This window comes from Moritella sp. JT01 (assembly GCF_001574435.1).
Lineage (GTDB): Bacteria > Pseudomonadota > Gammaproteobacteria > Enterobacterales > Moritellaceae > Moritella.
The window spans coordinates 5,770-32,329 of sequence record NZ_LOCN01000024.1; the positions used below are offsets into that span (position 1 = coordinate 5,770).

Sequence of the window (26,560 nt, forward strand, 5' to 3'; positions counted from 1 at the left end):
TAAGTTTCTATGTCAGAACAACAGGTAACCGGCATTCTTACTAATGCTGGCAAGCAACATATTACAAACTGTGCACTAGCCAACTCGGGGCTAAATGTCTCAACGCTGGTGTTAGCGAATGTACCGAACTTAAGTGATAACGCAGAGCGTGATCCTAATATGACAATCCCAGCACAAGCTCAAATTGCCTATGAAACGGATGAATTACTCGATGGTTTCATTGATGAGCATACCGTGGCTTGGGCATGTGTATTAGACCAGGACGTTGGTGACTTTGATTATAACTGGATTGGCTTAGTGACCAGTAATGGCACCTTGCTAGCGCTTGATTATTTACCTCTGCAGCGTAAGCGTCAGGGCGTGAATAACGTACACAACCGCAGTTTTGTATTGAAGTTCGCTGCAGCCAAAGCCCTTGCACGTATCGATATTAAAGCCAGCAGTTGGATGTTTGATTACAGCCCAAGGCTAGACAGTATGCAACTGGCCATTGTCGCCAATGCTACAGCGCAAATTGACAACATGACGCGTCATTTAGGCTTAAAAGATGTCGTCACCAGCTTACGAAATACTATCGAACTGCAGCAAGTTCACATCGGAACTTTAGAGCAAGAAGGGCAAACACTGAAACAAACACAATCAGCAATGATAAATCAGCGTCAGGAACACGATGGTGAGATACAAACTTCACTTGCCAAAATGGCAACCGCACAGGTCAGTACTATGTACCGACAGGTAAAACATATTACATCGACTAATAACGAATAAAGGGGACAGAGCATGACAATAGAGCAGAACATTGCAGAACTCGTGCAAGCCAGCAATAACCTCACTGGGGTTGTTGATGGAAAAATACAAGAGATTGATCAGAAGGTTAAGCAAACGCAAGATAGCCTTAATGGCTGGAAAGGGTCGGTTCAAGCTAAAGATATTAATGGCCAAGCGCTGTATAAATCTGTGATTGATTTAACCGGACTGAGTTCAGACCGTTATTACCCTGTGTGGTGGCTTTTTCCCAATAATCGTGCGGGCGCCTCGTTCATTAATATTGTACGTAATTTTAGTGAAAATAGAAGTGATGAACCCTTTGGTCCAGGTGTTACGCATCTAGCTGGCTTAGATTTTTGCATGGAAGGGATTGATTATATGTGGGGGGGAGATGCGCAAAGTTTTGTTATTAAACGAATTGGACAAACGTACCGAAAAACAGTTCGTAACGCAGCTTTTGGTATTAGCTGTATTGCTCGGCCTGTATCAGGGAAATTCCCTTTATATTCAGGTGTATCTGATGGTTCAGTCGGACCGTGTCGAAAATTTAGCGGTTGTTATCTACGTGGTGGTTTAACTTACCATGTGATGAGTAGTATGAGTAACGCACCGAAGTATTCAAGAGAAGACAGTGAAGTGTCAATTTATTCAGCTGTCGCATCTACTTGGGAAATAAACTGGAAAGTCAAATCGTACCATAAAGATGATGAATTTCTGGGTCCCGAATATCCAGAGTGTCGCTTGCCATATTCTTACCACTACAACAAATTATTCGCGCCTAAAGATGCATAGTTAAAGACCGTCATTAAGGAATATATATGAACAGAGTAATAGATACGTTAGTTGATAAGTTGGGGCATGAATTAGTTAATGTACCTGCAGAGCTCAACGTATTAGTTGAAATGGGTTTTAGTGAAAACGAAGCTGTTGTACTTATCAACAGCGTAATAAGCGCTGAAAAATGGCTTGAGATAAGAATCAAACGTGACAAGTTAATTCGTGATACTGACTATCTTGTGCAACCTGATTATCCGTTATCCGATAGCCTTAAATCGGAGATAATTGTATATCGTCAAGCATTACGTGATATCCCACAATCAGTGGGCGATCCTGACGATGTCGTTTGGCCACAGAAACCAAATATAGAAAATGCATAGCATTAGCCTTGCTTCTCATCAAACCGCGACCCTTTGCACAACTGCAGAGGGCGGGGCCTTATTAGCCAACGCCATTAAGGATGAAAGCCGCCAGTTCAGACCAGCGGCTTTCAATGCCCTGGTCTTATGGGTTAGCAGTGATAGCCTAACCGATTTAGCTAAGCGCCTCACGCCGGTTAATGAATACTGTCCATTAGCTGGTTTTGTTGAATGCGAACGTTATGCAGCGAGTCTAGCAACATTAGATTCAGATAAACTCACTCGTCCTCAAGGGGCTGAACAATCAATTGAGTGGACGGTATTTAGTGATAAGCGGTCGATACCAGCGCTTAAGCTGCAATATAAGGCTGATTCATTAGCTCAGGTGAATGACCAGGGACAAGGTTTGATCAGTGATATTGATAGCGCATTAGCAGAATGTAAGCAGTTAAAAAATCTACGAGATACGCGTTTAACGGCAACTGAATTCACCCGCATTAACACCGGCTTAAATTGCACTAGCATCAGCGCCAATACAGCCAAAGGTTTAGCCGATAAGCTGCAAGGTCTTGGTGATGATAAAGCGTATTGGGCTTTTTGTGCGTTTGTAGGTAGCAGCCACGAACTTGAACCGATTAAGGAACTGTTTTTATGATAGCGCTCGATGGTTGGCAAGTACCAGGTTATGAAACCAAAATAAAATGCAGTTTCAAATTAGCCGGCGAAGATTTAAGTGGCTACGGCTCGTTTTCTATGTCATCCGATAACGGGGTTAAACCTGCCGTATTATCGGTCACTACCAAGATCCCCTTTAAAGATAAATCAGCGTTAGCCAAGTTAATATCCAAGGCTAAAGAGCTTGATGAACACGGCGCCAGAATCATCCGCACGGTGAATTGTGATGTAGCAGAATCATTCAAAGTACGTAAAACCAAGTTTGATGGTGAAATGAGCGCGACCGAAGATGAAGAAGTGAAGGCTTGGATTGTCAGTTTTAACTTACTTGAAGTTATGAGTAAGTCAGAACGCGAACAACTGCAGCTAGATGGCGAAGCCAGTAACAATACAACACTGCAAAGTACCGATGGCCATAATTCACTGCAGCAACAATTTGAAAATGTAGAGGGTCCCTAACTTAGGGGGAAAGCTATGGATAAAGAGATGGGTAAACCCGATTCGGCTCGATTAACCACCGTATTAACCATTGGTGGTGAACCTGTAGTTAATATTATTACCAACAGTGTCCAGCTTGATTTGTTTAGTCCTGGTCGCGCTAGTTTTGTTGTTACTTGTGAGCATGAACCGAAAGGCATCGTGGAGTTACACCTAGGCTATCGGGTCGATAAACTGCAGCCTTATTTCATGGGAGTCATTGAATCCAAGTATCAATCATCCGGTTGTTGGTATCTGACTTGTCGTGAATTACTCGGCGCGTTGTCACTGCCGGCTAACATGGCCATTCGTTTTGCGACGATGAAAGATGTGCTGGACCAACTCTCGCTGACTGGTCTTCAATTTATTTATCCAGATACAGGTTATCTCAATCAGCCGGTTCCGTGTTTTTATCATCAAGGCGATGGTATATCGGTATTACGTCAGTTGGGGAAAATATACCAGGTACCGGATTATATTTTTCAGCAACGGCCCGATGGCAAAATCTACGTGGGCAGCTGGCATGATTCAGGTTGGGCCAAGTCGGTCATCACTGATTTTTCAGAACACCCAATCAAACCAATCAGCTCGAGTAAAGGTGAGCTAATTGCGATCCCTAAGTTACGTCCAGGACTAAAACTTAATGGCCGTTACCTTACCGAAGTGACATTAACAGGAAATAAGCAGGTTATCAGATGGTCAAAAACGCTATACGCCGCTTAGTATTACGTTACTTTCCCGAATTAGGACAGCGTAAACACTTACCGCAATTGGCTAGAATAGAAAAAATTTATGATATGCCGGTTAATGGCGCCAGTGTAAGCAGTGCATTTCGTGCCTATAAAGCGGCTGATATTCAATTATTAGATGCTGTGACAGGTCAGCCCTTAGCAGTTCCTGTCTTTGAGCAAGTGAGTATTGCGTCAGGGCAGGGACATGAACATGGTTTGTTTGTCGAACCAACACCAGGCATGCAGTGCTTAATTCAATACATTGATGGTCTTGATTCATTGCCGGTGATCACGTCGCTGTTACCCTGGCATACTTTGGTACCCGATCATCGTTCAACCGATGTGAGTCTGCAGCAATCGCATCGCAGTAAATTAGTTGGTCGTAATGGCGATTGGCAGGTGCAGACCGATGGTGAAGTAAAACAGACCAGTCAGAAGTCGATAGTGGAAGCCCAAACCAGCGAGCAGAGTTACCACGAACGCAGTACCAAAGTCGCTACGCATGACATGAATAAAATAGACGGTAACCAGGTCAATGAAATTATGGGGGCGTTAAAAATACTCGTCGGTGAAAAGGCGATTATTACCTCGTTGGATAACCTGCTTTTAGGCAGTAACAAAGAAGTTAAAATACAAAGCGCAGAAGACATGCATTTCGATAGTACAAAATCACTGATCATTAAAGCCAAGAATATAACCGAAGATGCAGACACGATTAAGCTTAATGGCGGAAAAGGGGTGATCACTTGCGCCAGTATTTGCCCATTCACGGGTAAACCACACGTTGATGGCTCCACTACCGTTTTTGCAGGGAAATAATATGGCATCAAGTAAGAATGAACTTAAACAGTTTATAATCGAAGAATTTAAAGCACTAGGTTTTGTTACAGAGGGAGAATTCGCTATGGCTGAAAAATTAGCAACGGCCATTGCAAATGCTACAGTAAGAGAGCGAGTGAAGAATGCGAGCGTAACAATCACGTCGGGAAGTTCTGCTGGTACTTATAAAGTGGATTAAATGACGGCCAACTGGTGAGTATAACACAATGCATGTGGCTATATGCTAATTAGGGATAATTCAATAAATTATCCCTAATTAGCTAAAGAATAGATAAGTATTTGTAAATAAAAAGACCTCAATGAGGTCTTTTTATTAGCTTATTAACGTATATGTGGTCGATATGTGGTCACTTATAAATAATAATTCATTAAATTCAGATGCTTAAGTGTGATACTAAATCACCTTCGGGTGGTTTTTTTTATTTGTGCATTTTCTACTTTCTGAGTCTATATTTTTAGTATGAGGTAGAAAAATTAATGTTTTATGTACGTTAATATTATCCCTCAGGATTAACTTTGTATTCTTTAGGAGTATTAATAATGGAAATGTCACGGCCTCATGATGGAATAATTGTTTTGCAGGTAGTTCACGATCTCGACACCGAGCACGTTGTTAGTATTCAGCCGAAATTAGAAGCCTTAGTTGATGAATATACTGAAAATATTATTTTAGATTTTTCAAGTGTCCACTTTATCGATTCAACCGGTATTGGCGCGATTGTTTTTTTATTCAAAAGATTGACCTCACAACGACGAACTCTTTCTCTACTTAAAGTTTCAGGTCAACCTTACAAGTTGATGACGATGTTACGTGTAGAAAACGCTATCCCCTTTATTGAAAATATAACTGAATGTGACGCAAGTCGCTCGGCATAAGTACAAGGCCGTAAGGTATTAAATGAATAAATTAATGCTATGGATATCTATATGCGTTTCTTTTTCTGCTTGTACAAATTGGCCACGACAAGGCTATTTTGAAAATACGACTATACATACAGAGGAACGAGTCCAATTTAAACAACATTATTCGTATTTAAATTTGCATGTTTCAGTAGCTAACCTACGGGGTGCCAAAAAGTGTACACCAGCTTATGTTAAAGCGGTCGAAAATATTAACAGCCGTGTTGAAAAAGCAATTGCCGTGGAAGACCCGCAAGATATAAAAATTGAAATGGCTATTTTAGAACGTAATATAACGGATTTAATTGTTAATCTTAATCGAGTGAGTGCTAATACTAATTGCGCACAACCGCCACGTTCATTTACCTCAAATTTTGTTCACCCTTTAACTTACCAACTTGATCTCTTATTGTACTGTGCTCCACAATTTGAAGTAGATAGCGCTGTTTTAACTGCGCTATATAAAGTGTGCCTTCGTCAGATCAGCTTTTTACTGCTAGATAACCCCGATGTTGAGATTGAATATACTAAATACAAGTTGTTTGAAAGTAGGGGGAATCCAATAGGTGATGGTTCAAATATCAATTACAATCAAAGTCTCGTTTTTCATGATGTTAGTACAATCGTCGATGTAAATAATGAGTTTAAAGACACGTTAAATGATCGTGACGATGAAGATTATAATGACGACATGCGTAAATATTTGATCTTTGATCAAGTACCAAGTGTGAGTGTTCAACAATTATCTAAATTAGAATTTAACATAGAGCAAGAACATACTCCTGTACTTGTTCATGAAATTCAATCCTCCAATGATGTTAATCATGAGTCAAAATATAATCCCGAAGTTGAATATGCAACAAATTTAGATGATGTTGCATTACTTAATTTACGTACAGATGCGATTCTAAATTATGTCTCAGATCTTACAGCGAATGAACAAAAAAATAATGTTATTTATGAAGAACTCAGGCTTGGTGTCACACCACCAACCGCCCCTGTAATTACAACACTTATGTGGCTATCAGAGAGCAATAAAAAGGTTAACCATAAGGTAAAAGATTGGCGTTTCTTACTGACAGAAGGTGAACTGTTTAGTGATGCGAAATTACCGAAAGGACTCGCTTTATGAAAATGGTATTATTTTGTTTTGCTTTATTATTCACATCTCCTATCGCTTTAAGTGAAAGTGAATTCATTGATTCGGGTGATCAATTGTTTATTTTTATGCCTGGTGAGGAGGACTTTGAAAAACCATTTCAAGTTGACGCAAGTGGTTTTATTCAATTGCCTGAAGTTGGGAAATTACATGTAAAAGGCAAAACCTTGACAGTCGTATTAGAAGAGCTGAAGGCATCGCTTAGTGTCGTATTCCGAGATATATCAAAGTTATATATTGAGTTTCGAGCACGAGAAAAATTAATCACGGTGTTAGGTTATGTGAAGGATCCTCGTGAAGTGGTATTACCAGAACTGGGTAATGTACAGATGGCATTGAATAAAGCCGGGGGGATGCTGGCTGGCGCACAGCTCGATAATATGCAACTGCAACGAGGCGCTGAAGTTATCATATTTAATTTCAAACGTTATTTAGAAACGGGTGATGACAATGAACTTCCTGCATTGAAATCTGGCGATATTATATTTGTCCCATCATCGCCATTGACCGGTAATGTGCAGATGACCTTTGATGCGAGGTCATTAAAACTAGGCGGAGACGCAAGTGACACTCAAAAAGCCGTGACGGTTTTCGGTGAGGTTAATGCACCCGGCACATTTTCCTATGTGCCGGGTATGACAATTATTGAAAGTTTAATGAAAGCGAATGGCGTTACGCGTTATGCCAATGTGGGTAAAATCAGAGTTATGGGGAGTAAGGCTCCACAAACGTTTGATTTGAAATTATATCTTGATACAGGCGATATGTCTAAGTTACCCAAGATAAAACCCGGTACGACTATTTTTGTGCCTATTCAGGTTGAAGACATCAAAGTTGGCTTACAGGTCGTGTACGTGATGGGGCAAGTGAATAAACCGGGTGCTTTTGAAGGCCGTGAGGGGATTACTTTCATGGACATGTTAGCAAATGCCGGCGGGCCGAATCGATATGCTGATACTCAGCAAATTAGAGTACTTAAAGAAAATGGTGAAACATTCCGCTTTGATTTAAAAAAATATTCGGATGATCCTGAAAATAACCCATTTCCTGTTATTGAGGGGGGGGATGTGATTTTCTTACCTGAAAAAGCCGATATGATTGAAAAATCATGGCTCGTTGAATCACACGATGAAGCAATAAAAATTATTGGCGCGGTCAAAAACCCGGGTCGTTATCAATGGGATGATGATATGACATTCCTTGATCTACTTGGCCATGCTGAGGGACCAACCGAGAAGGCTGATTTATCAAAAGTAATGATTGTTGGCAATGATGGTTTAGGTGAACGTCTGTTTTTCGATTTAGACAAATTCATGAAAGTGGGTGGTGATTATTTAACTCTGCCGCAGCTATCTGCGGGTGATACAGTCATGTTTACGGAGTTACCGGATGATCCAACAAATAATAAATCAAAGTGGATAAAACAAGAGTCTGAATCTTCTATATATATTCTTGGTGCCGTCGGTGCGCCTGGCCGGTATGCATTTAACAGTCAATTAGATTTCTTAGATTTATTATCTGCAGCGGATGGTCCGACTAATGATGCAGACATAAAGCATATTAAAGTAACACATCGTAATAAACGCTTTGCAAAATCATCAACGCTGGATCTCGACATGTATTTTGAGACTGGAGATGAAAGTCTTTTACCGCAAGTCTTACCAGGGGATACGATCTATATTCCAGCGAAAAGTGAACAAGGGGAATTAAATAATACCGTTAATATTGTACAGGTATTAGGCGCTGTGCATAACCCAGGCCGTTATAAATATGATTCTTCACTGGATGTTGTTGGTATATTAACAATGGCTGGAGGACCTACCACAGAAGCTTATATTGATCGTATCATCATTTTGACTAAACGTGGAGAAATGAAGCATAGTGCACGTATTTTTAATATGAAGCATTATCTTACTCAACCCGACTATCGAGATATCCCGATTATACATGCTGGTGACACTATATATATTCCTAATGAGAAAGAGTCTAATTGGAGCCAGTTGTTGGATATATTAGGGAGTGCGTTAAGTGTTGTTACACTCTTCATTGTCGGCTCTTCATTATGAATATCTTACCGGAAACGTTTGTCGAAATTGAGCAGATTTATCAGTTAATTGCGAACGAAAATATTAAGTCATTAGCAATAAATTGTTCTCAAGGAAAAGAAGGCGGAACTGAGTTAGTGCTAGCATTAGCTCGGCGTCATAAAGTGGCGGGGAGTAAGGTACTGATAGTGGATCTTAATACATTTAAACCTGCAATTACCAATCAGTATATTAACGGGAAAAAATCATGGTCTCTCGACGATATGAATTCACAAACGGCTTGTATAGCAAAGTTTACTGACATGATTGATATTTTACCTGCGCCAAAAAGTGAGCAAGATCAAAATATTAGCTTCCGAGATGAAAAAAAGATAAAAAATTCTATCGAATACTGGTTGCAGCACTATAACTTTATTATATTTGATACATGTGCAATCACGCGCACTAATTTTTCTAATATACCAGGTGAAGTTATTGCTAGAGGATGTGATGCCAGTTTGCTTGTTGTTGCTCCCGGTATCTCGCTTGAGAGTTCAGTTGTAAAAACAATAAAAATTTTTAAATATAATAATGTTAAATTGCTTGGCACTGTGATTAATGATGTCAAATGTCCACCATTGGATATGCAATTAAGAAATTCAGTGCGCAGACGATTACATGGTTTTCCGATATTCAAACAATGGTTGCTCAATCGAATTTCAAACGTGGAATTATTAAAAGGTAAATTTGGCCGCTGATGAAAACACAACTGTTTGCAAAGCAATATCCATTAAAACTGGATTCAATTAGTGAGGTTCGGCGTCTCTTAACGACATTATGCCAACAGCTCGCTCTTGAACAAGCTGAAATTGATCGTGTAACGTTAGTGTTAGCTGAATACCTTTCTAATCTCTATTTTCATAACCAAGGTACTGTTAACTGGTTCAGTATTGAGCTCGCCGGAGTTAAAAGTAATTGGTATTTTGAAGTATCAGATACTGGTGAGAGTTTTGACCCTTATAAAGCCAATGTTAACGATATTTTTAATGGTGAGTTATTAACGAGTGGTATGGGGTTAGCTTTAATTCAGAAAAATAACCACAATGGTCATTACGAGAGTGAAAATGGCATTAATAAATTCACTTGCCCCTTAAAGAAACAGAAAAAAAAGCTAAACGTCGTTATTGTTGATGATGATCAAACCCTATTGTGGGCATATAAAGGCTATTTGCAAAATGATTTTGTCGTGCATATTTTTTCAGCGGCAGTATTAGCACTTAAATATATTCAACATGAAGGCTGCGATCTTATTATTGCCGATATTCACATGCCGGAAATGTCAGGGTTTGAGTTTAGACTGAAAGTTGAGTCCTTCGAGAAGGGTGCATTGACACCGTTTGTATTCTTAACGGGTGACGATAATCTATCAGTGCAAGAACAAGCCGCGGAAGTTTCTATTGATGATTATTTAATTAAACCGATCACTAAAACACCGTTACTTGCAGTTTGTAACCGTGTAATACGTCGTACTAATCAACTGGCATTGCATTATCAGCAACGTATTGTGGAGTCACTCAGTCGACCGTTTAAACCGTCACTACCACCGAAGTCTGGTGACTGGAATTTCTCACTTGCTCATACGCCAGCAAGTGAAGGTGGCGGTGATTTTGTTTTTTTTCATGATTATGGTGAAAGCAAATTACTCATTTTAGGTGATATTATGGGACATGGGCCTGTCGCTAAATTTCATAGCTTTGCGATAATGGGCTATTTAGAGGGGTTAATCACATCTATACCCACCTGTCCAGGTGTTCTATTAGCAGGCTTGTCTAGCAGGTTATACTTAAATCAGTTACTAGAGTCCAGTATGTTAACGTGTATTGTTATAAAGTTGACAGGAAATAAATGTGAAATCGCCACCGCAGGGCATCCACAGCCTTATCTATTGAATGACGTTGGATACAAAGCAATTGATTGTAAAGGTACTGTATTGGGACTCTTACCCGATGAGGGGTATTCCGCCGTCACAGTACAGCTAAAAGCAGGAGAAAAACTTTTTTTCTATTCAGATGGCATTTTTGAGAATATAGATAGGAATTGTGATTGTATTGGCAATATACTAGATGGTATTAAAGGAACAACAGCTCAATATGTATTAGATCAACTATGGTTACGTTTTGAATCACTTTTACCCGGACAATTACAGGATGATGCCACTGCAATTGTCATTGATCTAAACAATAAATGAGTAATAAGTTCAAATTGAAGACATGAGGTAATGAAATGGAAAACACAGTTATAAATGAAACGGTATTCTCTCAATTGTTGGTTGATGTAGGTGAAGACATGTTACCTGCGTTGGTCGCTGTTTTTAATGAAGAAACCACGGAGCGTATTAATGACTTACAAGCATTAATGCTGGATGTTGATAATAATAAAGTGGCACAAAGTTGTCATAGTATAAAAAGTAGTGCTGGTACATATGGGGCGTTATTAGTGCAGCAACATGCTGAAGAGTTAGAGATTATGGCAAAATCGAATCATACCGAAGAAGTACAAGCGAAATTACCATTACTAATACATAGTCTCGAAGATGCAATTAATGCGCTGGCGTTAAGATGTGATTAACAACCGATTCAATTGCTTCTTTTAATTTTACACGATCGTGATAGTGCTTATTAATGTCTTCACGTAAGTCATGGGTATAGGTAGGATAGGTCAGTTCTGACTGTTTATCTATATCCTGTATAACGGCACTAATGATTGGAAAACCAAGTTTTTTTTCACACCACTGTAAGCGTTCTTGCAGGGGGATTTTTGATGCTGGACCTACCTCTTGCTGTAAATTACCTAAGTAAATCACTTTTGCATTGCTCCTACGTAACGCTTTTTGTATATCTTTAAGCAACAGCGGAGGCATAATACTGGTTAGAAACGACCCCGGGCCTAATAATATTAAATCAGCTTTCTCAATTGCCTGTACGGCTTCGAATGTTGCTGCAACATTTGGGTGTACGGTTAATTGATTTGGAAACTCACGCATTTTATCGACAGACACTTCACCATGCACATCATTACCACAAGGTGTGACTGCGATTAAATCACTTGGCTGCTCTGACATTGGGATTAGTTGACATTCGATATGTAGCATATTACGAATAAGATTTACAGCGTCTAGTGGACGCACACAGAGGTTATCTAAAGCAACCAGCATTAGGTTGCCTAAGTTATGATTTTTTAGTTCACCTTCGTTCTTAAAGCGATATTCAAACAGCAAAGAACCTATATCAGGCTGAGTTACTAGCTGATTAATACAGTTACGAACATCTCCCCAAGCGATACAGTTTTCAGAACTTCTAAGTCGTCCTGTTGAACCACCATTATCTGTTGTGGTTACTATGCCCGTTAATCTTGACCCTAAAAAAGAAAGGGAAGATAGCACACGTCCTAGTCCATGACCGCCGCCGATAGCGACAACTTTATCGAGATCTGAAAGTGATTTTTGCAACATATTACAATACTAAACTTGAGAGAATGACAGAATCTCATCATATCTTGAAATAAAATGTTTTAACAATTAACTTTACCCATTTGTTGCATTAATAAACAGTAATAAATAAGAATATAGTAATTTATAGATATGGCTCACAATCGAGTATGAGTATGAGTATGAGTATGAGTATGACTATATTGGCATAAGTTCTTTTAAGACTTGTAATGTATGGGTGCAGTTAGCTTGTTGTAATAAAATTTGCTTTCGCTCAACTGGTATCGGTAAGAGTTCTAACCAGCGTTGTGATATCCAACTTGCATTATTCATTTCTTTTGAGCAGTACAACTCATCCAGATCTGGATGTTGATTGAATATATCCGTTAGTTTGTCGGTTAAGTAGCGATCTTGTTCAGTGATGTTTTGATCTGGCCAATTAGAAATGTGATGGATTTCGGCTATTTTTAATCCATCATCTTCGACGGTTATATCATCGATGATGAAACGATCAACACCTTCAACAACAATGCCAAGGAAGCCATCATCGAGAGGGTAAAAATCAACAATTTTAACGTGTGTGCCGATCGGTGATATACGTCCAAATGGACCAGTCTGTTTAGAATCAATCATGACGATACCAAACCCTGTCATTGTTTTAGCGCTGTCTTTGATCATGCGTATATAGCGTTCTTCAATGATACGTAAAGGAAGTCGACCATTAGGGAGTATATGAGAGGGTAACGGGAATAATGCGAGTTGAGTTGATTGCAAGAGTGGGCTCATTAGTTATTGGATATATAACTAATAATAGTGTTGTTTAAAAAGTTTGCATTTTTGATTGAGAAATAGAAGTAAAAACATAATAAGGCTTATATTTTTACTTCTATTATTTGATTACGCGCTAGTTTTATTAAATTCAAGATACATAACAGCAGCTTCAACACGTGAACTTGCTTCTAGTTTCTTCAATAAACTTTTAACGTGAACTTTTACAGTCCCTTCTGAAATATGCAGGTTACTTGCAACATGTTTGTTGCTGTAGCCTTTTGAGATTTCAAGTAAGATTTGGTTTTCGCGTTTAGTTAGCTTAGCTAGCTTTTCTTCAAAGTTATTATCTTCATGTAGACAGTCTAAATAGCCCAGTAAGCTTTCAGAAAGAGCCTGTTGGCCAGATAATACATCTTGTAATTGCTCTAGTAGCAGATCCGGTTCTGAATCTTTTAATAAGTAGCCATCTGCACCCGCATTGATTAATTTAATCACGTCTTGTTTGTTATCAGAAACCGTTAAAATTACAACGCGAGAGCTTAACTCTTCAGCGCGGAGTGCTTTTAATGTATCTAAGCCTGACATGCCTTTCATATTCAAATCAAGTAGAACAAGATCGGGTTCATGTAGTTTGGCAAGCGTGATAGCTTCTACGCCATCACTGGCTTCACCAATAACATTAAATTTGTCTTCTAATGTAAGAAGTTGAACAATCCCTTTTCGCATTAGCGGATGATCATCAACAACTAAAATTGTGTAACTATTGTCAAGCATGTTTGTTTTCCCTGTCGAAGGTAAGTAATACCAAGGTGCCTTTTGTTATATTATTTTTAATTTCTAGTTTAGCACCTAGTTTTGAAGCGCGTTCACCCATTATGTTTATCCCATAATGGTTGGATTTCGTTGGGTTAGCTGTAATGCCATCACCATTATCCGAAATAGATACTTTGATAGTACCATTTTTATTCGTGCCACAGTCAATCATTATTTCGTTTGAGTTCGCATGTTTGATTGAATTTAATACAGCTTCTCTAATTATTTGCAATATATGTATGTGTTGGTTGGGTTTAAATAAATGTTCTTCTAATTCGTAGCTTAGATGAATTTTGGATTTTGTGCGCTGACGCAGTTGTGCGAGCATGATCGAAATGGCTTCAGAAAGGTTCGCATCATCAAGCGTCAAACGAAAAGTATTTAATAATTCTCTTAGCTGCGTATAAGATAATTTTAGGTTAGTGTCGATTTCATCCACAATATCATTGGTAGCCGATGTGATTTCTTGATTTTTTAAATGACGTTTCAATAACGCGACTTGTATTTTTAAATAGGAGAGTGCTTGTGCAAGTGAATCATGTAATTCCCGCGCAATAACGGCGCGCTCTTCCATTAATAAGGAGCGTTGTGCTTCTAAGTTACTTTGAGAACGGTGCTGAGCACGAGAAATAATTCGACAGTAACTGCGTAAGTGCTCTTGATCATTTGCTTCACGTTTGAGAACAGTCAAGGTACCAAATGACTGCTCTTCGAGTTCTAATTTTAGGTCAATAGTTTGCTCACCATTATCAAAGCCTGAATTAAGGTAAATAGTTTCAACTTCCGATCCCGTTAATACAAGTTTGTAGAAATTAAGGCCATTGAGTTCGGATACACTTTGTAGTGTTTGTTCAAGCATATCGGCGTTAAGGTGTGTGACGTGTAATTTTTGTGATGTGGTATAAAGAAAGTTAATTTTATCTTTCGCTTCTTTTAACTGCTTGGTTTTGGCATCTACCTGTTGTTCTAACGTACTGTATAATTTATTTAAATCTTGCGCCATGTGTGAAATGTTACTCGCTAACGAGCCTATTTCATTTTCATAGAAAAAATCAAACGAGACATCGAACTCACCTTTTCTAATTTGATTTGATGCGGCAAATATTTGCTGTAGTGGTTTTAATACCTGTACTTGCATTAAACGGATAGTGATAATACATACCGCAAAAATGAGGCCGATCCCGAGCCCTTTGATTAGCGTAATAATTTTAACTTTATACTCAGAATGATTTTGTAAATGTTGTACAAAACTATCAATTTCTAATACAAAATTGTCGACATTATCTAAGAATTTTTTGGGATTATTACTGTGTAATATATCTAATTGCGTTTGCCATCGATCATTCACATCCATAAATTCGGTTTTTAATTTTAATGTGATATCCCAGTTATCGACAATATTATTTTTAATGTGCGCCAGTGATTGATTGAAAGTATCAATATGGTGCTGACGTAATATTTCAGATTCGTCCCGGGATAAATTGTAAGCGATTTGGTAGCTTTGCATTCGCAGAGCCCCCGCTTTGTTAATTGATGAAGCATCAGAAAGACTGAGCGGTAATGCAACTAAGGAGATAAACGTTAGCATTGAGGCTAGCGCTAGTATACTGAACATCCCACGGCCGATTAAAATGATAATAGACTGGTGGGAAGGGATTATATTTTTTATCATGTGAACTTTACTGTTGATGAATTGAGCTGTTAATAGCTAATAATTTACATGGCAATTTAATTTCGATCAATGATTTATCATATTCCACTATAATTACGTACATCATTCCTTTAAATTAATTTAAAAATAGTTTAAGTTTAACGACTATAAAAATTTAATATAAATCAAACTCCGATCCTTAACGATCTAAATTTATTGTTATAGATATGATCTTAAGGACTCATAGCATGAAAAATTGCTATAAGGGTTTAATCAGAAATGGTTAGGCCTCCCGTATTTGGAAAGGTGTTTATGCAACTTCAAGATCAGTTTTCGCGTAAATTTTATTATTTACGCTTATCAATTACAGACGTCTGTAATTTCAAATGTAACTATTGTCTACCAGATGGCTACAAAGCCGAAGGCAAGCCTGAGTTTTTAGAGCGTAATGAATTACGACGTATCGTGTCAGGTTTTGCTGAAATGGGCACTGAAAAAGTCCGTATTACAGGTGGTGAACCTTCATTAAGAAAAGACTTTACTGATATCATTTCAGATATCGCTTCGATCCCCAAAATTAATAAAGTGGCCACGACAACCAATGGTTTTAACCTCGAAAAATATGCTCAACAATGGCGTGATGCGGGGTTAGACGCATTAAATGTGAGTATTGATAGTTTAGATGCACGCATGTTCCGTCAAATTACCGGTAAAAATATGTTCCATAAAGTAATGGCGGGTCTTGATGCTGCTTTTACTGCCGGGTTTGAAACCGTAAAAGTCAATACGGTGCTAATGCGTAATTTAAATGATATTGAGCTTGGTGATTTTTTAAATTGGATTAAAACTAGACCAATTCAATTACGCTTCATTGAATTGATGCAGACTGGCGATAATCAAGCTTTGTTTGATAAGCACCATGTTTCAGGTGTGAGTATTCGTGACAAGTTAAGATTACAAGGGTGGGTCAGTAAAGTGAGAGGTAAAGCTGACGGCCCCGCACAAGTTTTCGTTCATCCTGATTATATCGGTGAAATTGGCTTGATTATGCCGTATGAAAAGGATTTTTGTTCAACGTGCAATCGTTTACGTGTCTCGACCAAAGGACGTTTGCACTTATGCCTGTTTGGTGAAGAAGGTGTTGAATTACGCGATTTGCTACAAAATGATAACCAACAAGCAGAATTAATTGCGCGTGTTGTTGATCACATGTCCGATAAAAAATCGACTCATTTTCTTCAGCAAGGCATCACTGCCAATACACCACACTTAGCTTCTATTGGCGGCTAATTCAGAGTCATACAAGCTTAAATACTTTAATCCCGCCTCCAAAAATATAACGTAGTGAATTGCTACGTTATATTTAATCTCGCTTTAAATATGCGCATATTATTGCTGTTGTCTATAATGTTAGAAATATTTGTCTATTGATTCAATAGGTAGATTCAATCTAGTACAAACACAAAATGTGACATCCCTCACCTTTATTTATTGATCTAAAATAAGTTTTGTTTAGCTTACCCATTAGTGAGTATTTTAGGCGTGTATTATATGCATCATTATGAATCGAATATCTTTATAGAGTGGTGTGCGCCTTAATTTTTCACATTAAAAAAGTCATTTTCATAAGGTGGTTTTGATGAGTATTAATCTAGCGCGACGCTCGTTATTTCGTCGTAAACAACAAGACAACGTTGTACGTCTACCTTGGTTAAAAGCAGATTTAGACTTTACAGAGCAGTGTACACGTTGTGGTGATTGCACCGCCGCTTGCCCAGAACAAATAATAATAGTCGGCGATGGCGGGTTTCCTGAAATTGATTTTAGCGTATCAGAATGCAATTTTTGTAAAGAATGTGTAAATCACTGTAAAGAAGATTTATTCGATTTAAATCAATCACAAGCATGGGCTAGCAAAGCTGTTGTGTCAGATAGGTGCTTGAATATTGAATCTGTATATTGCCGAAGTTGTGCTGAATCATGTGAGTCAGAAGCTTTAGCATTTAATTTTATTCATACAACGTTCGTGAGTCCGGATGTTGTATTCGATGATTGTAACGGTTGTGGTGCGTGTGTATCTATTTGCCCTGTAAGTGCTATTACAGTGAGCCCTCACCGTTAGGGTTAGTTATTAAGAATACGTTTATAATAATTATAAGGTCATAAAATGGCAGAACAAGAAGTTCATATATCGAGTCTAATTATTCACGTAAAACCAGAATTTTTGGTAGGCGTGAAGCATAAAATATCAGCGCTCCCAGATGCTGAAATTTACGGTGATAGTGAAGAGGGTAAAATTATCGTCGTATTAGAAACGACCAATCAGAAATTTGTTACCGATATTATTGATAAAATTAATAACTTCGAACATGTCTTAAGTACTTCTCTTGTTTTTCACCAAATTGAAACTATCGATCCATCATGTGAGGATGATCTATGAAATTAACCAGACGTGCGTTTGTTAAAGCAAATGCTGCAGTCTCTGCGGCTGCAATTGCTGGCGTTACTCTTCCTGCGAGTGCAACAAATCTCATTGCAAGTAGTGATGAGACTAAAATTAAGTGGGATAAAGCCCCATGCCGTTTCTGTGGTACAGGTTGCTCTGTATTAGTCGGTACACAAGGTGGACGAGTTGTTGCGACTCAGGGTGACCCTGAAGCGCCTGTAAATAAAGGCCTTAACTGTGTTAAAGGTTACTTTCTATCTAAAATCATGTATGGCAAGGATCGTTTAACGACGCCTTTACTGCGTATGCGTGATGGTAAGTTTGCGAAAGATGGTGAATTTGCACCAATTTCATGGGATCAAGCGTTTGATATCATGGCTGAGAAATGGAAAGCATCACTAAAAGCAAACGGTCCAACATCAGTGGGTATGTTTGGTTCTGGTCAGTGGACCGTAATGGAAGGGTATGCTGCAGTTAAACTGATGAAAGCAGGCTTCCGTTCAAATAACATTGATCCAAATGCGCGTCACTGTATGGCTTCTGCTGTTGGTGGTTTCATGCGTACCTTTGGTATTGATGAGCCAATGGGTTGTTATGATGATTTCGAAAATGCAGATTCGTTTGTACTCTGGGGTTCAAACATGGCGGAAATGCATCCTATTTTATGGACGCGTATTACTGATCACCGCTTAAGTAATCAGCATGTCAAAGTTAATGTATTATCTACTTATAAACATCGTTCTTTTGAACTTGCTGATATGGGGATTGTTTTCAACCCTCAATCTGATTTAGCAATGGCTAACTTTATTGCTAACTACATTATCCAAAATGATGCAGTAAACTGGGATTTTGTTAACAAACACACTCACTTTAAACGTACTGCAACGGATATCGGTTACGGCTTACGTGACGAACATCCAATGCAAGCGAAAGCTAAAAACCCTAACTCGGGCAAAATGACAGCAATGACATTTGAAGAGTATAAGGTGTCTGTTGCTGAATATACGGTAGAAAAAGCATCTGAAATTTCAGGTGTACCTGCTGAAAAACTGATTGCGCTAGCGAAGCAATATGCAGATCCAAACATCAAAGTAATGTCGCTATGGACAATGGGTATGAATCAACATACTCGCGGTGTATGGATGAACAGCCTTGTTTATAACATTCACTTACTTGTTGGTAAAATCTCACAACCGGGTAATGGTCCATTCTCGCTAACGGGTCAACCATCTGCGTGTGGTACAGCACGTGAGGTGGGTGTATTCTCACACCGTTTACCTGCTGATATGGTTGTTGCAAACCCGAAACATCGCGCAACTGCTGAAAAGATTTGGAAATTACCAGAAGGTACAATTCCTGCAAAACCTGGTTTACATGCCGTAGCACAAGGCCGTGCACTTAAGGATGGTACGTTAAATGCGTATTGGACTATGTGTAATAACAACATGCAAGCTGCACCTAATATGATGGAAGAAGGTTTACCGGGTTACCGTAATCCAGCTAACTTCATTGTTTGTTCGGACCCGTACCCAACAGTAACGGCGCAAGCATCTGATCTTATTTTACCAACTGCAATGTGGGTAGAAAAAGAAGGTGCTTATGGTAATGCAGAACGTCGTACGCAAGCTTGGTATCAACAAGTTAAGTCTATTGAAGGCGCAAAGTCGGATCTATGGCAGTTAATGGAATTCTCTAAACGCTTCAAAATCGAAGAAGTTTGGGGTGAAGACCTATTAGCTAAAATGCCAGAGCATCGCGGTAAGACGATGTACGATGTACTTTATCGTAACGGTAATGTTGATGCTTTCCCATTAAGTGAAGCACAAGAGTTAAATGATGATGCACATGATCAAGGCTTCTATGTGCAAAAAGGTCTGTTTGAAGAATATGCAACATTTGGTCGTGGTCATGGCCATGATTTAGCCCCTTATGATGTTTACCATACTGTACGTGGTTTACGTTGGCCTGTGGTTAACGGTGTTGAAACCAAATGGCGTTTTGCTGAAGGCAGTGATCCGTATGTAGGTAAAGGTAAAGGTTTTGAGTTCTATGGTAAGCCAGATGGTAAAGCAAACATCATCTTTGCACCATATGAAGCGCCACCTGAAATGCCGAATGAAGAATATGATATGTGGTTATGCACTGGTCGTGTTCTAGAGCATTGGCATTCAGGTTCAATGACAGCGCGTGTTCCAGAGCTTTACCGTGCAATGCCTGATGCGCTTTGTTACATCCATCCCGATGATGCGAAGAAACGTAATGTACGTCGCGGTGATGAAGTTCTTATTGAATCCCTTCGTGGTGAAGTGCGCTGTCGTGTAGAAACACGTGGCCGTAACCGCCCTCCAGTAGGCTTAGTATTTGTACCTTGGTTTGATGCGCGAGTATTAATTAACAAAGTATGTCTAGATGCTACGGATCCGTTATCAAAACAAACGGATTATAAAAAATGTGCAATTAAAATTACCAAAGTGTAATTAAAAACTGCATATCTTACTGAATGAGTTTGCCAGTAAACGATACTGGCAAATAACGGATTTATTTGCCAATAGGCGGAGAACATAATATGAGAAAATTATTGGCTGTGCTGCTAGCTGCAGGAACTTTATTCTCTGTATCAGCACAAAGCACCGAAACAACGAAAATTGAAAATGTAAACAATGGTGGTGTTGCATCATTGCGTGGTATTACGGAGTTAGATACCACACGTAAAGCGGATGAGCTGAAACGTGTGATAAAAGATCGTAGCCCAATCGATCGTGATTACGTATATCAACCACCACTTATTCCGCATCAAACACGTCATTACGAAGTGTCTTTAAATGCGAATAAATGTTTGTCATGTCACAGCTGGAAATACGCGGGTGAAATGGGCGCGACTAAGATCAGTGTAACGCATTATCAATCACGTGAAGGCGAAGTACTATCAGATGTGTCACCACGTCGTTATTTCTGCTTGCAGTGTCATGTGACACAAGCTGACGCATCACCGTTAATCGAAAATGATTTTAAACGTGTAGATTCATTGCGTTGATTTATCTAAATGAAAGTAGCCTAAACGAAAAAGAGGCGATAAAATGAAACTGATTTTAAATTTTTGGCGTAAATTAACGACACCAAGTAAAGCAGCTGTTGGTACTGTTCTAGCGATGGGCTTTATCGGTGGTATTATTTTCTGGGGTGCTTTTAACATGGGTATGGAAGCGACAAATACAGAAGAATTTTGTTCTGCTTGTCACGCGCCAATCGTTAAAGAACTAAGGGAAACTATCCACTACTCAAACCGTTCTGGTGTGCGCGCAATCTGTTCTGATTGTCATGTACCACATAACTGGACAGACAAAATTGTACGTAAAGTACAAGCGAGTAATGAAATTGTGGCATTCTTAATGGGTAAAATTTCTACTCAAGAAAAATTTGAAGCACGTCGTAAGCACTTAGCTGTTCGCGAATGGCAACGAATGAAAGAAAATGATTCACAAGAATGTCGTAATTGTCATAACTTTGAGTACATGGACTTCTCTGAGCAAGGCCCGCGTAGTAGGAAGCAACATTCTACAGCATTAGCGAGTGGCGAAAAAACATGTGTAGATTGCCATAAAGGTATTGCCCATCAACTACCAGATATGTCTGACGTACCTGGTTGGTAGATAGAAAAAGGAAACACGATTATGAGTACGTTAGAATACGTTATTTGGCATATCCTAGGCTACACGGCAATACCGGTTATTTTACTCGCTGGTTTTCTTGGCGTAGCAGGGTTTTCAGTATGGGCATTGGCGCTTACTGCGGATAAAAGTAAATAATAGCTACGTAAATTAAATAAGTAATGTTAAGGCCGCATTTATATAACGCGGCCTTTTTTGTTCTCCAGTGTAGCCTTGAGCTGGGTCTCATATCCCTGTATTATAGCCCCACAAAATCCCGTTTATTATTGATAAAATAAGCATTGAATGAAAAATAAAAATGTATCAATTGGTTTAACCAATCCTAAAAGTCCTACTAATGTTGGCGCTGTCATGCGCGCTGCTGGCTGTTATCAAGCTGATGCAGTTTATTATACCGGTGTAAGATATGACCGAGCCTCAGCCTTTCAAACCGACACCCAGAATATCGCGGCTAAAACACCATTAACGGGTGTTGATAATTGGCTTGATAGTATTCCAGAATCAACCAATATTGTTTGTGTTGAATTAGCTGAAGGCGCAATCCCGCTACCCGCGTTTAAGCATCCTGATAATGTTATCTATATCTTTGGACCTGAAGACGGCACCATAGATCAAAAAGTAATTGATCGTGCATCAGCGGTTGTTTATGTGCCTACCGTTGGTTGTATGAACCTTGCTGCTACGGTGAACGTTCTACTGTATGACCGTCTGGCTAAATCAACCGAAACCATTGCTAATGATGCGTTGATTCGTGAAAGTCGCGATAATAACAACAAAGTTAAAGTGACTAGCAAATAATTATTTAATAAACATGACCGAATTGAAAAGGAAAAATAATGAGCCATGCTGAATCAGGGTTTAAGGCCGCAAAACTTGCCGTATTAACCGTATCCGATACCCGTAATGAAGAAACAGATACTTCAGGGCGCTTTCTTGCAGAAGCTCTTGTTGCTGACGGTCATATTTTAATGGATAAAAAGATCGTCATTGATGATAAATATAAGATCCGAGCTATTGTATCTCAATGGATTGCTGATGAAGATATTCAAGGTGTGCTAATTACCGGTGGCACAGGTTTTACTGCTCGCGATACAACGCCTGAAGCGGTTCAACCATTATTTGATAAAGCGATCGAAGGCTTTGGTGAATTATTCCGTGCAGTTTCATACGATGAGATCGGAACATCGACAATTCAGAGCCGTGCAGTGGGTGGTTTTGCAAATAAAACTGTTATTTTCTGTATGCCAGGATCAACGGGTGCATGTAAAACGGGCTGGAATAAGATCTTACGTGAGCAGTTAAATAACTCTCATCGTCCATGCAATTTCATGCCACACATTTAAGAAATAGGAATTATTAATGTCTCAAGAATTTACTCATGTAAATGCTTCTGGTGAAGCAAATATGGTTGATGTTACAGATAAAACCGTCACTCAACGTGAAGCAAGAGCGGAAGCTATTGTGCGTATGTCTGCGGATACACTTGCGCTAATTATGTCGGGTGACCACCATAAAGGTGACGTATTTGCGACTGCTCGTATTGCAGGTATCCAAGCCGCGAAAAAAACGTCTGATATTATTCCGCTTTGTCATCCGCTTATGCTGACTAAAGTGACGGTTGAATTAACGCCTGAGCCAGAAAACAACCTTGTACGCATCGAAACGTGTTGCAAGCTTTCGGGTAAAACCGGCGTTGAAATGGAAGCGTTAACAGCCGCATCCGTTGCTGCACTAACGATTTATGATATGTGTAAAGCGGTTCAAAAAGATATCATTATTGATGGTGTTAAGCTGCTCGAGAAGAAAGGTGGCAAGTCAGGTCATTTTAAAGTTTAGATTGCGCAGGGTATTATGATGATTAAAGTATTATTTTTTGCACAAATTAGAGAATTGGTTGAATGCGCGGAGTTAGACGTGACTGGCCAGTTTGAGTCTGTGAATGCATTACGTGCAGAACTCGCTGCTAAAGGCGATAAGTGGGCGCTGGCGCTTGATTCTGATAAATTGCTGGTGGCTATTGACCAAGAAATTTGTAGTTTGGACTCGCCACTTAATGACGGCGTTGAGGTTGCATTTTTCCCACCCGTTACTGGAGGCTAAATGAATACAGATATGATTCAGATCCAAACTGAAGATTTTGACCTAGCAGCAGAATATGCGGCATTAGGTAAAAGTCACAGTACTGGTGCTGTTGTTACTTTTATCGGTAAGGTACGCGATTTTAACCAAGGAGATAGCGTATCCGGTTTAACACTTGAGCATTATCCTGGCATGACTGAAAAGTCACTGGCTAAGATATTGGTTGAAGCTGAAACTCGCTGGTCTATCCAAGGCGTTAAAGTTATTCACCGTGTTGGCGAATTAGCATTAGGTGATCAAATTGTTTTTGTTGGTGTGGCAAGTATGCACCGTGGTGATGCGTTTCAAGCATGTGAGTTCATTATGGACTATTTAAAAACCCAAGCGCCATTCTGGAAAAAAGAAGCAACGGAAGCGGGGTCTCATTGGGTAGATGCTCGGGAAACTGATACTACAGCAGCAGACCGTTGGAAGTAATTGCAGATCATCAACAATGATTCTGTAAATAATATATTGTAGATACTGTTTCGTAAATACAACAAAGGCCCTATTAAACAAACTAAGTTGGTTATTTAATAGGGCCTTACCATTTTAACGAATAGCTAAGCTAATTGTTATTTTTGTTTTGGCGCTGCTACATTACCTTTACGGTGTAACTTAGCACTTGTTTTACGGTGCTTACCTTTACTTGCTTTTTTCGATGGCGCAGTTGTTTTTGGTTTATGCTCAACTTTTTCTTCACCAACCGCTTTGTTACGACGAGGCTGACGACGCTCATGCGAAGCACGACCACTAATGTCTGCAATTAGACGATCACGGTTACTTACTTCATAGCCTTTAACAACTTGGCGTTCAATCTTATACCCGATCATCGCTTCGATATCAGCCAAGCCATGCTCTTCTTCACGACATACAAATGATACAGCATTACCTGTTTCGCCTGCACGGCCTGTACGACCGATACGGTGAACATAATCTTCTGCTAGGAATGGTAAATCAAAGTTAACTACATGCTTAAGACCTTGAACATCAAGACCACGTGCAGCAACATCTGTTGCAACTAGCGCGCGGATTTTACCTTCTTTAAACTCACCTAATGCACGACGACGTGCGCCTTGGCCTTTATCACCGTGACAAACGTCAGCTTTAATACCGTCAAGTTTTAATTCCTTAACGATGTTATTAGCCGCTTCTTTAGTGTTAACAAAAACTAATACTTGTTTCCAGTTTTTAGTACCGATTAACTCAGAAAGTAATTCTTGTTTACGGCGCTGCTCAACAGGGTGAATAACGTGTTTAATTGTTGACGCTGTCGAGTTTTCTTTTGAAGCAGAAACAATCACTGGGCTAGACAGTAATTCATTTGCTAGGTGCTTCATTTGTTGAGATAACGTTGCAGAGAAAAGCATTGTTTGGAAATCATTCGATATAGATTCTAAGATCTTACGAATATCGGTGATAAAGCCCATATCTAGCATACGATCAGCTTCGTCTAGTACTAAGTGTTCAACGTTAGCAAGGTTGGTGTTGTTAAGTTGTAGGTGTTCTAATAAACGACCTGGCGTTGCAACTAAAACATCAACACCTTGTTTAAGCTGTTTAGTTTGCGTTTCCATTTTAACGCCGCCGTATACACTCACAACGTTAAGTTCCATGAATTGGCTGTATGCTTGAATGTTCTCTGTTACTTGCGCTGCAAGCTCACGTGTTGGTACTAAGATTAGTGCGCGCACGCTTCCTGAGTGGATGTCTTTTGGTGTATCTGCGATTTGTTGCAAGATAGGTAAAGCAAACGCGGCTGTTTTACCAGTACCTGTTTGTGCATTTGCTAGAATATCTTTACCGCGACCAGCTGCTGGAATAGCTTGCTGTTGTACAGGCGTCATTTGGTCATAATTACAAGCATCTAGCGCGCGTAAAATTTCGGGAGTAAAACTATATGATGAAAATTTCATTGGATATCCTAGCAGTTCGGCAATATGCCTCATTAAGGCGGCATATTATACAGTAATAAATAACCTAGGTGAATGTATGATTTACGTTAACAGATAAAAAAATCAGACTTAATTTATTAAACGGCTTATATTTTAAACATTGTTGAGCTTGGATAGCACGGTCAATATGCTATAATCGACCGCTTATATTGGTATCATAGGTTTTATAATGAGTAATGATCAAACGTTTAAACTAGTCGCGATTGAAGGTAATATTGGTGTTGGTAAGTCAACATTATTACCCTTACTTGCTGCGAAATTAACCGAACATGATAATGCTGACTGGCAATTAATCTTAGAAGATGTTGATTCAGACCCTGAGTTTAAACGCTTGTTACAAGCGTTTACGGTAGACTCGACACGCCGCATTGAATTTCAGCGCTATATTACCAATAAAAGAGCGGATATCTGTAAAGATTTAGATCCTAAATTCAATTACATTATTGAACGTTCGTTGTTCTCTGATCTTGTTTTCTGTCAAGCCAACTTAGCAGAAGCATGCCGCCCAGATGGTAAAGATCTTGATTACTATTATGATATTCAAACTAAATTAAAAGATTACCCGCGTGTGTCTGCCGTTGTTTATCTACGCTCTGACGCGGAAACTGCGTATACGCGTATGCTTTCACGTGCACGTGATGCAGAACAAGGTACATCATGTGATTATCTACAATTAATATCTGATTGCCATGATACATTTTTACCGCATATTTGCCGTAAATATGACACCGTATTGTTAACTGAAGATTGGACACACTTTGGTTGCCCAACGACATTAGCTAAACGTATCATTAGCGAAGGTATTTAGTTGCTATTCAATGGCGTGGTAGATACTGCGCCATTGAATTTAGATTGTAATTAGACTAATCTGTTATTCATCAGTTCCTTTTTACATGGAAAGTACGATTCTATATTTGAACTGTGCTAAGTAAGGTCTCAGT

32 protein-coding genes and 1 riboswitch are annotated in these 26,560 nt (G+C 39.2%); of the genes, 27 read left to right on the plus strand and 5 right to left on the minus strand.

The annotated features are described in order from the left end of the window. The first annotated feature begins 9 nt into the window (after positions 1-9). From AKG98_RS17105 to AKG98_RS17170, 14 genes are all read left to right on the plus strand, one after another. Positions 10-768, plus strand: a complete 759-nt coding sequence (locus tag AKG98_RS17105) for a phage tail protein (RefSeq protein ID WP_067048652.1) — start codon at positions 10-12, stop codon at positions 766-768. Positions 769-780: 12 nt separating this feature from the next. Beyond that, a complete protein-coding gene (locus tag AKG98_RS22740; RefSeq protein WP_067048654.1) occupies positions 781-1,560 on the plus strand; it encodes a hypothetical protein in 780 nt (259 codons plus the stop codon). Positions 1,561-1,586: 26 nt separating this feature from the next. Beyond that, positions 1,587-1,925 carry a tail fiber assembly protein gene (locus tag AKG98_RS17115; RefSeq protein WP_198155560.1) on the plus strand — a complete coding sequence of 113 codons (339 nt, stop codon included), beginning with the start codon at positions 1,587-1,589 and terminating at the stop codon, positions 1,923-1,925. Then, on the plus strand, positions 1,918-2,559 hold the full coding sequence (locus tag AKG98_RS17120; RefSeq protein ID WP_067048657.1) for a hypothetical protein: 642 nt from the start codon (positions 1,918-1,920) through the stop codon (positions 2,557-2,559). The genes AKG98_RS17115 and AKG98_RS17120 overlap by 8 nt, the downstream gene beginning before the upstream one ends. Then, positions 2,556-3,038: a hypothetical protein gene (locus AKG98_RS17125; protein WP_067048660.1), complete on the plus strand. Its 483-nt coding sequence runs from the start codon at positions 2,556-2,558 to the stop codon at positions 3,036-3,038. Before AKG98_RS17120 ends, AKG98_RS17125 begins: the two co-directional genes overlap by 4 nt. A gap of 15 nt (positions 3,039-3,053) precedes the next feature. Further along, positions 3,054-3,779, plus strand: a complete 726-nt coding sequence (locus tag AKG98_RS17130; RefSeq protein ID WP_067048663.1) for a hypothetical protein — start codon at positions 3,054-3,056, stop codon at positions 3,777-3,779. Continuing rightward, positions 3,752-4,606: a hypothetical protein gene (locus AKG98_RS17135; protein WP_067048666.1), complete on the plus strand. Its 855-nt coding sequence runs from the start codon at positions 3,752-3,754 to the stop codon at positions 4,604-4,606. The genes AKG98_RS17130 and AKG98_RS17135 overlap by 28 nt, the downstream gene beginning before the upstream one ends. A gap of 1 nt (position 4,607) precedes the next feature. Beyond that, positions 4,608-4,805 carry a hypothetical protein gene (locus tag AKG98_RS17140; RefSeq protein ID WP_067048668.1) on the plus strand — a complete coding sequence of 66 codons (198 nt, stop codon included), beginning with the start codon at positions 4,608-4,610 and terminating at the stop codon, positions 4,803-4,805. Between the two features lie 362 nt (positions 4,806-5,167). Beyond that, positions 5,168-5,503 (plus strand): STAS domain-containing protein, encoded by a 336-nt coding sequence (locus tag AKG98_RS17145; RefSeq protein WP_067048671.1) that lies wholly within the window; start codon positions 5,168-5,170, stop codon positions 5,501-5,503. Between the two features lie 22 nt (positions 5,504-5,525). Then, positions 5,526-6,659, plus strand: coding sequence for a hypothetical protein (locus AKG98_RS17150; RefSeq protein WP_067048674.1), 1,134 nt, complete (start codon positions 5,526-5,528; stop codon positions 6,657-6,659). After that, a complete protein-coding gene (locus AKG98_RS17155; RefSeq protein WP_067048677.1) occupies positions 6,656-8,752 on the plus strand; it encodes an SLBB domain-containing protein in 2,097 nt (698 codons plus the stop codon). Before AKG98_RS17150 ends, AKG98_RS17155 begins: the two co-directional genes overlap by 4 nt. Further along, the gene (locus tag AKG98_RS17160; RefSeq protein ID WP_067048679.1) at positions 8,749-9,468 is read left to right on the plus strand and encodes a chromosome partitioning protein; all 720 of its coding nucleotides are present in this window, start codon (positions 8,749-8,751) and stop codon (positions 9,466-9,468) included. Before AKG98_RS17155 ends, AKG98_RS17160 begins: the two co-directional genes overlap by 4 nt. Further along, positions 9,468-10,958 (plus strand): SpoIIE family protein phosphatase, encoded by a 1,491-nt coding sequence (locus AKG98_RS17165; RefSeq protein ID WP_067048682.1) that lies wholly within the window; start codon positions 9,468-9,470, stop codon positions 10,956-10,958. The genes AKG98_RS17160 and AKG98_RS17165 overlap by 1 nt, the downstream gene beginning before the upstream one ends. A 35-nt stretch (positions 10,959-10,993) precedes the next feature. Next, positions 10,994-11,338, plus strand: coding sequence for an Hpt domain-containing protein (locus AKG98_RS17170; protein ID WP_067048685.1), 345 nt, complete (start codon positions 10,994-10,996; stop codon positions 11,336-11,338). Here AKG98_RS17170 and yvcK read toward each other — a convergent pair. From yvcK to narQ, 4 genes are all read right to left on the minus strand, one after another. Then, on the minus strand, positions 11,310-12,221 hold the full coding sequence (gene yvcK, locus AKG98_RS17175) for a uridine diphosphate-N-acetylglucosamine-binding protein YvcK (protein ID WP_067048688.1): 912 nt from the start codon (positions 12,219-12,221) through the stop codon (positions 11,310-11,312). The two genes, AKG98_RS17170 and yvcK, sit on opposite strands and share 29 nt — an antisense overlap. 174 nt (positions 12,222-12,395) lie before the next feature. Then, complete coding sequence (locus tag AKG98_RS17180) at positions 12,396-12,971, minus strand: LON peptidase substrate-binding domain-containing protein (RefSeq protein ID WP_067048691.1); 576 nt, start codon at positions 12,969-12,971, stop codon at positions 12,396-12,398. Positions 12,972-13,094: 123 nt separating this feature from the next. Beyond that, a complete protein-coding gene (narL, locus tag AKG98_RS17185; protein ID WP_067048694.1) occupies positions 13,095-13,742 on the minus strand; it encodes a two-component system response regulator NarL in 648 nt (215 codons plus the stop codon). Further along, complete coding sequence (gene narQ / locus AKG98_RS17190; protein ID WP_067048697.1) at positions 13,735-15,453, minus strand: nitrate/nitrite two-component system sensor histidine kinase NarQ; 1,719 nt, start codon at positions 15,451-15,453, stop codon at positions 13,735-13,737. The genes narL and narQ overlap by 8 nt, the downstream gene beginning before the upstream one ends. Positions 15,454-15,610: 157 nt before the next feature. Then, positions 15,611-15,757: riboswitch (molybdenum cofactor riboswitch) on the plus strand. Here narQ and moaA point away from each other — a divergent pair. The 12 genes from moaA to moaE all read left to right on the plus strand — a co-directional run bounded on the left by moaA (position 15,745) and on the right by moaE (position 24,102). Next, positions 15,745-16,722, plus strand: a complete 978-nt coding sequence (gene moaA, locus AKG98_RS17195; RefSeq protein ID WP_067048700.1) for a GTP 3',8-cyclase MoaA — start codon at positions 15,745-15,747, stop codon at positions 16,720-16,722. It overlaps the preceding riboswitch by 13 nt. A gap of 349 nt (positions 16,723-17,071) precedes the next feature. Further along, the gene (napF, locus tag AKG98_RS17200) at positions 17,072-17,554 is read left to right on the plus strand and encodes a ferredoxin-type protein NapF (RefSeq protein WP_067048703.1); all 483 of its coding nucleotides are present in this window, start codon (positions 17,072-17,074) and stop codon (positions 17,552-17,554) included. A 45-nt stretch (positions 17,555-17,599) separates the two neighbouring features. Continuing rightward, a complete protein-coding gene (locus AKG98_RS17205; protein ID WP_067048706.1) occupies positions 17,600-17,872 on the plus strand; it encodes a chaperone NapD in 273 nt (90 codons plus the stop codon). Beyond that, positions 17,869-20,355, plus strand: coding sequence for a periplasmic nitrate reductase subunit alpha (gene napA, locus AKG98_RS17210; protein ID WP_067048709.1), 2,487 nt, complete (start codon positions 17,869-17,871; stop codon positions 20,353-20,355). Before AKG98_RS17205 ends, napA begins: the two co-directional genes overlap by 4 nt. 89 nt (positions 20,356-20,444) lie before the next feature. Then, a complete protein-coding gene (locus tag AKG98_RS17215; protein WP_067048711.1) occupies positions 20,445-20,912 on the plus strand; it encodes a nitrate reductase cytochrome c-type subunit in 468 nt (155 codons plus the stop codon). A gap of 43 nt (positions 20,913-20,955) precedes the next feature. Further along, positions 20,956-21,528, plus strand: a complete 573-nt coding sequence (locus AKG98_RS17220) for a NapC/NirT family cytochrome c (RefSeq protein ID WP_067048714.1) — start codon at positions 20,956-20,958, stop codon at positions 21,526-21,528. A 21-nt stretch (positions 21,529-21,549) separates the two neighbouring features. Next, positions 21,550-21,684, plus strand: a complete 135-nt coding sequence (locus AKG98_RS21995) for a TIGR02808 family protein (RefSeq protein WP_083544003.1) — start codon at positions 21,550-21,552, stop codon at positions 21,682-21,684. Between the two features lie 147 nt (positions 21,685-21,831). Continuing rightward, the gene (locus AKG98_RS17225) at positions 21,832-22,344 is read left to right on the plus strand and encodes an RNA methyltransferase (RefSeq protein ID WP_067048717.1); all 513 of its coding nucleotides are present in this window, start codon (positions 21,832-21,834) and stop codon (positions 22,342-22,344) included. A gap of 38 nt (positions 22,345-22,382) precedes the next feature. Then, complete coding sequence (gene moaB, locus AKG98_RS17230; RefSeq protein WP_067048721.1) at positions 22,383-22,889, plus strand: molybdenum cofactor biosynthesis protein B; 507 nt, start codon at positions 22,383-22,385, stop codon at positions 22,887-22,889. Positions 22,890-22,905: 16 nt separating this feature from the next. Further along, positions 22,906-23,382 (plus strand): cyclic pyranopterin monophosphate synthase MoaC, encoded by a 477-nt coding sequence (gene moaC / locus AKG98_RS17235; RefSeq protein ID WP_067048724.1) that lies wholly within the window; start codon positions 22,906-22,908, stop codon positions 23,380-23,382. Positions 23,383-23,400: 18 nt separating this feature from the next. Beyond that, a complete protein-coding gene (moaD, locus tag AKG98_RS17240; RefSeq protein ID WP_067048727.1) occupies positions 23,401-23,646 on the plus strand; it encodes a molybdopterin synthase sulfur carrier subunit in 246 nt (81 codons plus the stop codon). Further along, on the plus strand, positions 23,647-24,102 hold the full coding sequence (gene moaE, locus AKG98_RS17245; protein ID WP_067048730.1) for a molybdopterin synthase catalytic subunit MoaE: 456 nt from the start codon (positions 23,647-23,649) through the stop codon (positions 24,100-24,102). 137 nt (positions 24,103-24,239) lie between these two features. Here moaE and AKG98_RS17250 read toward each other — a convergent pair whose 3' ends face one another. After that, positions 24,240-25,580, minus strand: coding sequence for a DEAD/DEAH box helicase (locus AKG98_RS17250; protein WP_067048733.1), 1,341 nt, complete (start codon positions 25,578-25,580; stop codon positions 24,240-24,242). 208 nt (positions 25,581-25,788) lie between these two features. On the opposite strand from AKG98_RS17250, the gene AKG98_RS17255 reads away from it, so the two are divergent. Further along, complete coding sequence (locus AKG98_RS17255) at positions 25,789-26,427, plus strand: deoxynucleoside kinase (RefSeq protein ID WP_067048736.1); 639 nt, start codon at positions 25,789-25,791, stop codon at positions 26,425-26,427. Positions 26,428-26,560: the final 133 nt, after the last annotated feature.

What these genes read in the sequence shown, in the direction of transcription:
- AKG98_RS17160 (WP_067048679.1), top strand. Translation starts at nt 8,749, where the DNA reads ATGAATATCTTACCGGAAACGTTTGTCGAAATTGAGCAGATTTATCAG.
- AKG98_RS17145 (WP_067048671.1), top strand. Translation starts at nt 5,168, where the DNA reads ATGGAAATGTCACGGCCTCATGATGGAATAATTGTTTTGCAGGTAGTT.
- AKG98_RS17215 (WP_067048711.1), top strand. Translation starts at nt 20,445, where the DNA reads ATGAGAAAATTATTGGCTGTGCTGCTAGCTGCAGGAACTTTATTCTCT.
- moaD (WP_067048727.1), top strand. Translation starts at nt 23,401, where the DNA reads ATGATTAAAGTATTATTTTTTGCACAAATTAGAGAATTGGTTGAATGC.
- AKG98_RS17150 (WP_067048674.1), top strand. Translation starts at nt 5,526, where the DNA reads ATGAATAAATTAATGCTATGGATATCTATATGCGTTTCTTTTTCTGCT.
- yvcK (WP_067048688.1), bottom strand. Translation starts at nt 12,221, where the DNA reads ATGTTGCAAAAATCACTTTCAGATCTCGATAAAGTTGTCGCTATCGGC.
- AKG98_RS21995 (WP_083544003.1), top strand. Translation starts at nt 21,550, where the DNA reads ATGAGTACGTTAGAATACGTTATTTGGCATATCCTAGGCTACACGGCA.
- AKG98_RS17165 (WP_067048682.1), top strand. Translation starts at nt 9,468, where the DNA reads ATGAAAACACAACTGTTTGCAAAGCAATATCCATTAAAACTGGATTCA.
- AKG98_RS17125 (WP_067048660.1), top strand. Translation starts at nt 2,556, where the DNA reads ATGATAGCGCTCGATGGTTGGCAAGTACCAGGTTATGAAACCAAAATA.
- AKG98_RS22740 (WP_067048654.1), top strand. Translation starts at nt 781, where the DNA reads ATGACAATAGAGCAGAACATTGCAGAACTCGTGCAAGCCAGCAATAAC.
- AKG98_RS17135 (WP_067048666.1), top strand. Translation starts at nt 3,752, where the DNA reads ATGGTCAAAAACGCTATACGCCGCTTAGTATTACGTTACTTTCCCGAA.
- moaE (WP_067048730.1), top strand. Translation starts at nt 23,647, where the DNA reads ATGAATACAGATATGATTCAGATCCAAACTGAAGATTTTGACCTAGCA.
- moaB (WP_067048721.1), top strand. Translation starts at nt 22,383, where the DNA reads ATGAGCCATGCTGAATCAGGGTTTAAGGCCGCAAAACTTGCCGTATTA.
- AKG98_RS17130 (WP_067048663.1), top strand. Translation starts at nt 3,054, where the DNA reads ATGGATAAAGAGATGGGTAAACCCGATTCGGCTCGATTAACCACCGTA.
- narQ (WP_067048697.1), bottom strand. Translation starts at nt 15,453, where the DNA reads ATGATAAAAAATATAATCCCTTCCCACCAGTCTATTATCATTTTAATC.
- AKG98_RS17220 (WP_067048714.1), top strand. Translation starts at nt 20,956, where the DNA reads ATGAAACTGATTTTAAATTTTTGGCGTAAATTAACGACACCAAGTAAA.
- AKG98_RS17205 (WP_067048706.1), top strand. Translation starts at nt 17,600, where the DNA reads ATGGCAGAACAAGAAGTTCATATATCGAGTCTAATTATTCACGTAAAA.
- napA (WP_067048709.1), top strand. Translation starts at nt 17,869, where the DNA reads ATGAAATTAACCAGACGTGCGTTTGTTAAAGCAAATGCTGCAGTCTCT.
- AKG98_RS17255 (WP_067048736.1), top strand. Translation starts at nt 25,789, where the DNA reads ATGAGTAATGATCAAACGTTTAAACTAGTCGCGATTGAAGGTAATATT.
- AKG98_RS17105 (WP_067048652.1), top strand. Translation starts at nt 10, where the DNA reads ATGTCAGAACAACAGGTAACCGGCATTCTTACTAATGCTGGCAAGCAA.
- napF (WP_067048703.1), top strand. Translation starts at nt 17,072, where the DNA reads ATGAGTATTAATCTAGCGCGACGCTCGTTATTTCGTCGTAAACAACAA.
- AKG98_RS17140 (WP_067048668.1), top strand. Translation starts at nt 4,608, where the DNA reads ATGGCATCAAGTAAGAATGAACTTAAACAGTTTATAATCGAAGAATTT.
- AKG98_RS17120 (WP_067048657.1), top strand. Translation starts at nt 1,918, where the DNA reads ATGCATAGCATTAGCCTTGCTTCTCATCAAACCGCGACCCTTTGCACA.
- moaA (WP_067048700.1), top strand. Translation starts at nt 15,745, where the DNA reads ATGCAACTTCAAGATCAGTTTTCGCGTAAATTTTATTATTTACGCTTA.
- moaC (WP_067048724.1), top strand. Translation starts at nt 22,906, where the DNA reads ATGTCTCAAGAATTTACTCATGTAAATGCTTCTGGTGAAGCAAATATG.
- AKG98_RS17225 (WP_067048717.1), top strand. Translation starts at nt 21,832, where the DNA reads ATGAAAAATAAAAATGTATCAATTGGTTTAACCAATCCTAAAAGTCCT.
- narL (WP_067048694.1), bottom strand. Translation starts at nt 13,742, where the DNA reads ATGCTTGACAATAGTTACACAATTTTAGTTGTTGATGATCATCCGCTA.
- AKG98_RS17155 (WP_067048677.1), top strand. Translation starts at nt 6,656, where the DNA reads ATGAAAATGGTATTATTTTGTTTTGCTTTATTATTCACATCTCCTATC.
- AKG98_RS17115 (WP_198155560.1), top strand. Translation starts at nt 1,587, where the DNA reads ATGAACAGAGTAATAGATACGTTAGTTGATAAGTTGGGGCATGAATTA.
- AKG98_RS17170 (WP_067048685.1), top strand. Translation starts at nt 10,994, where the DNA reads ATGGAAAACACAGTTATAAATGAAACGGTATTCTCTCAATTGTTGGTT.
- AKG98_RS17250 (WP_067048733.1), bottom strand. Translation starts at nt 25,580, where the DNA reads ATGAAATTTTCATCATATAGTTTTACTCCCGAAATTTTACGCGCGCTA.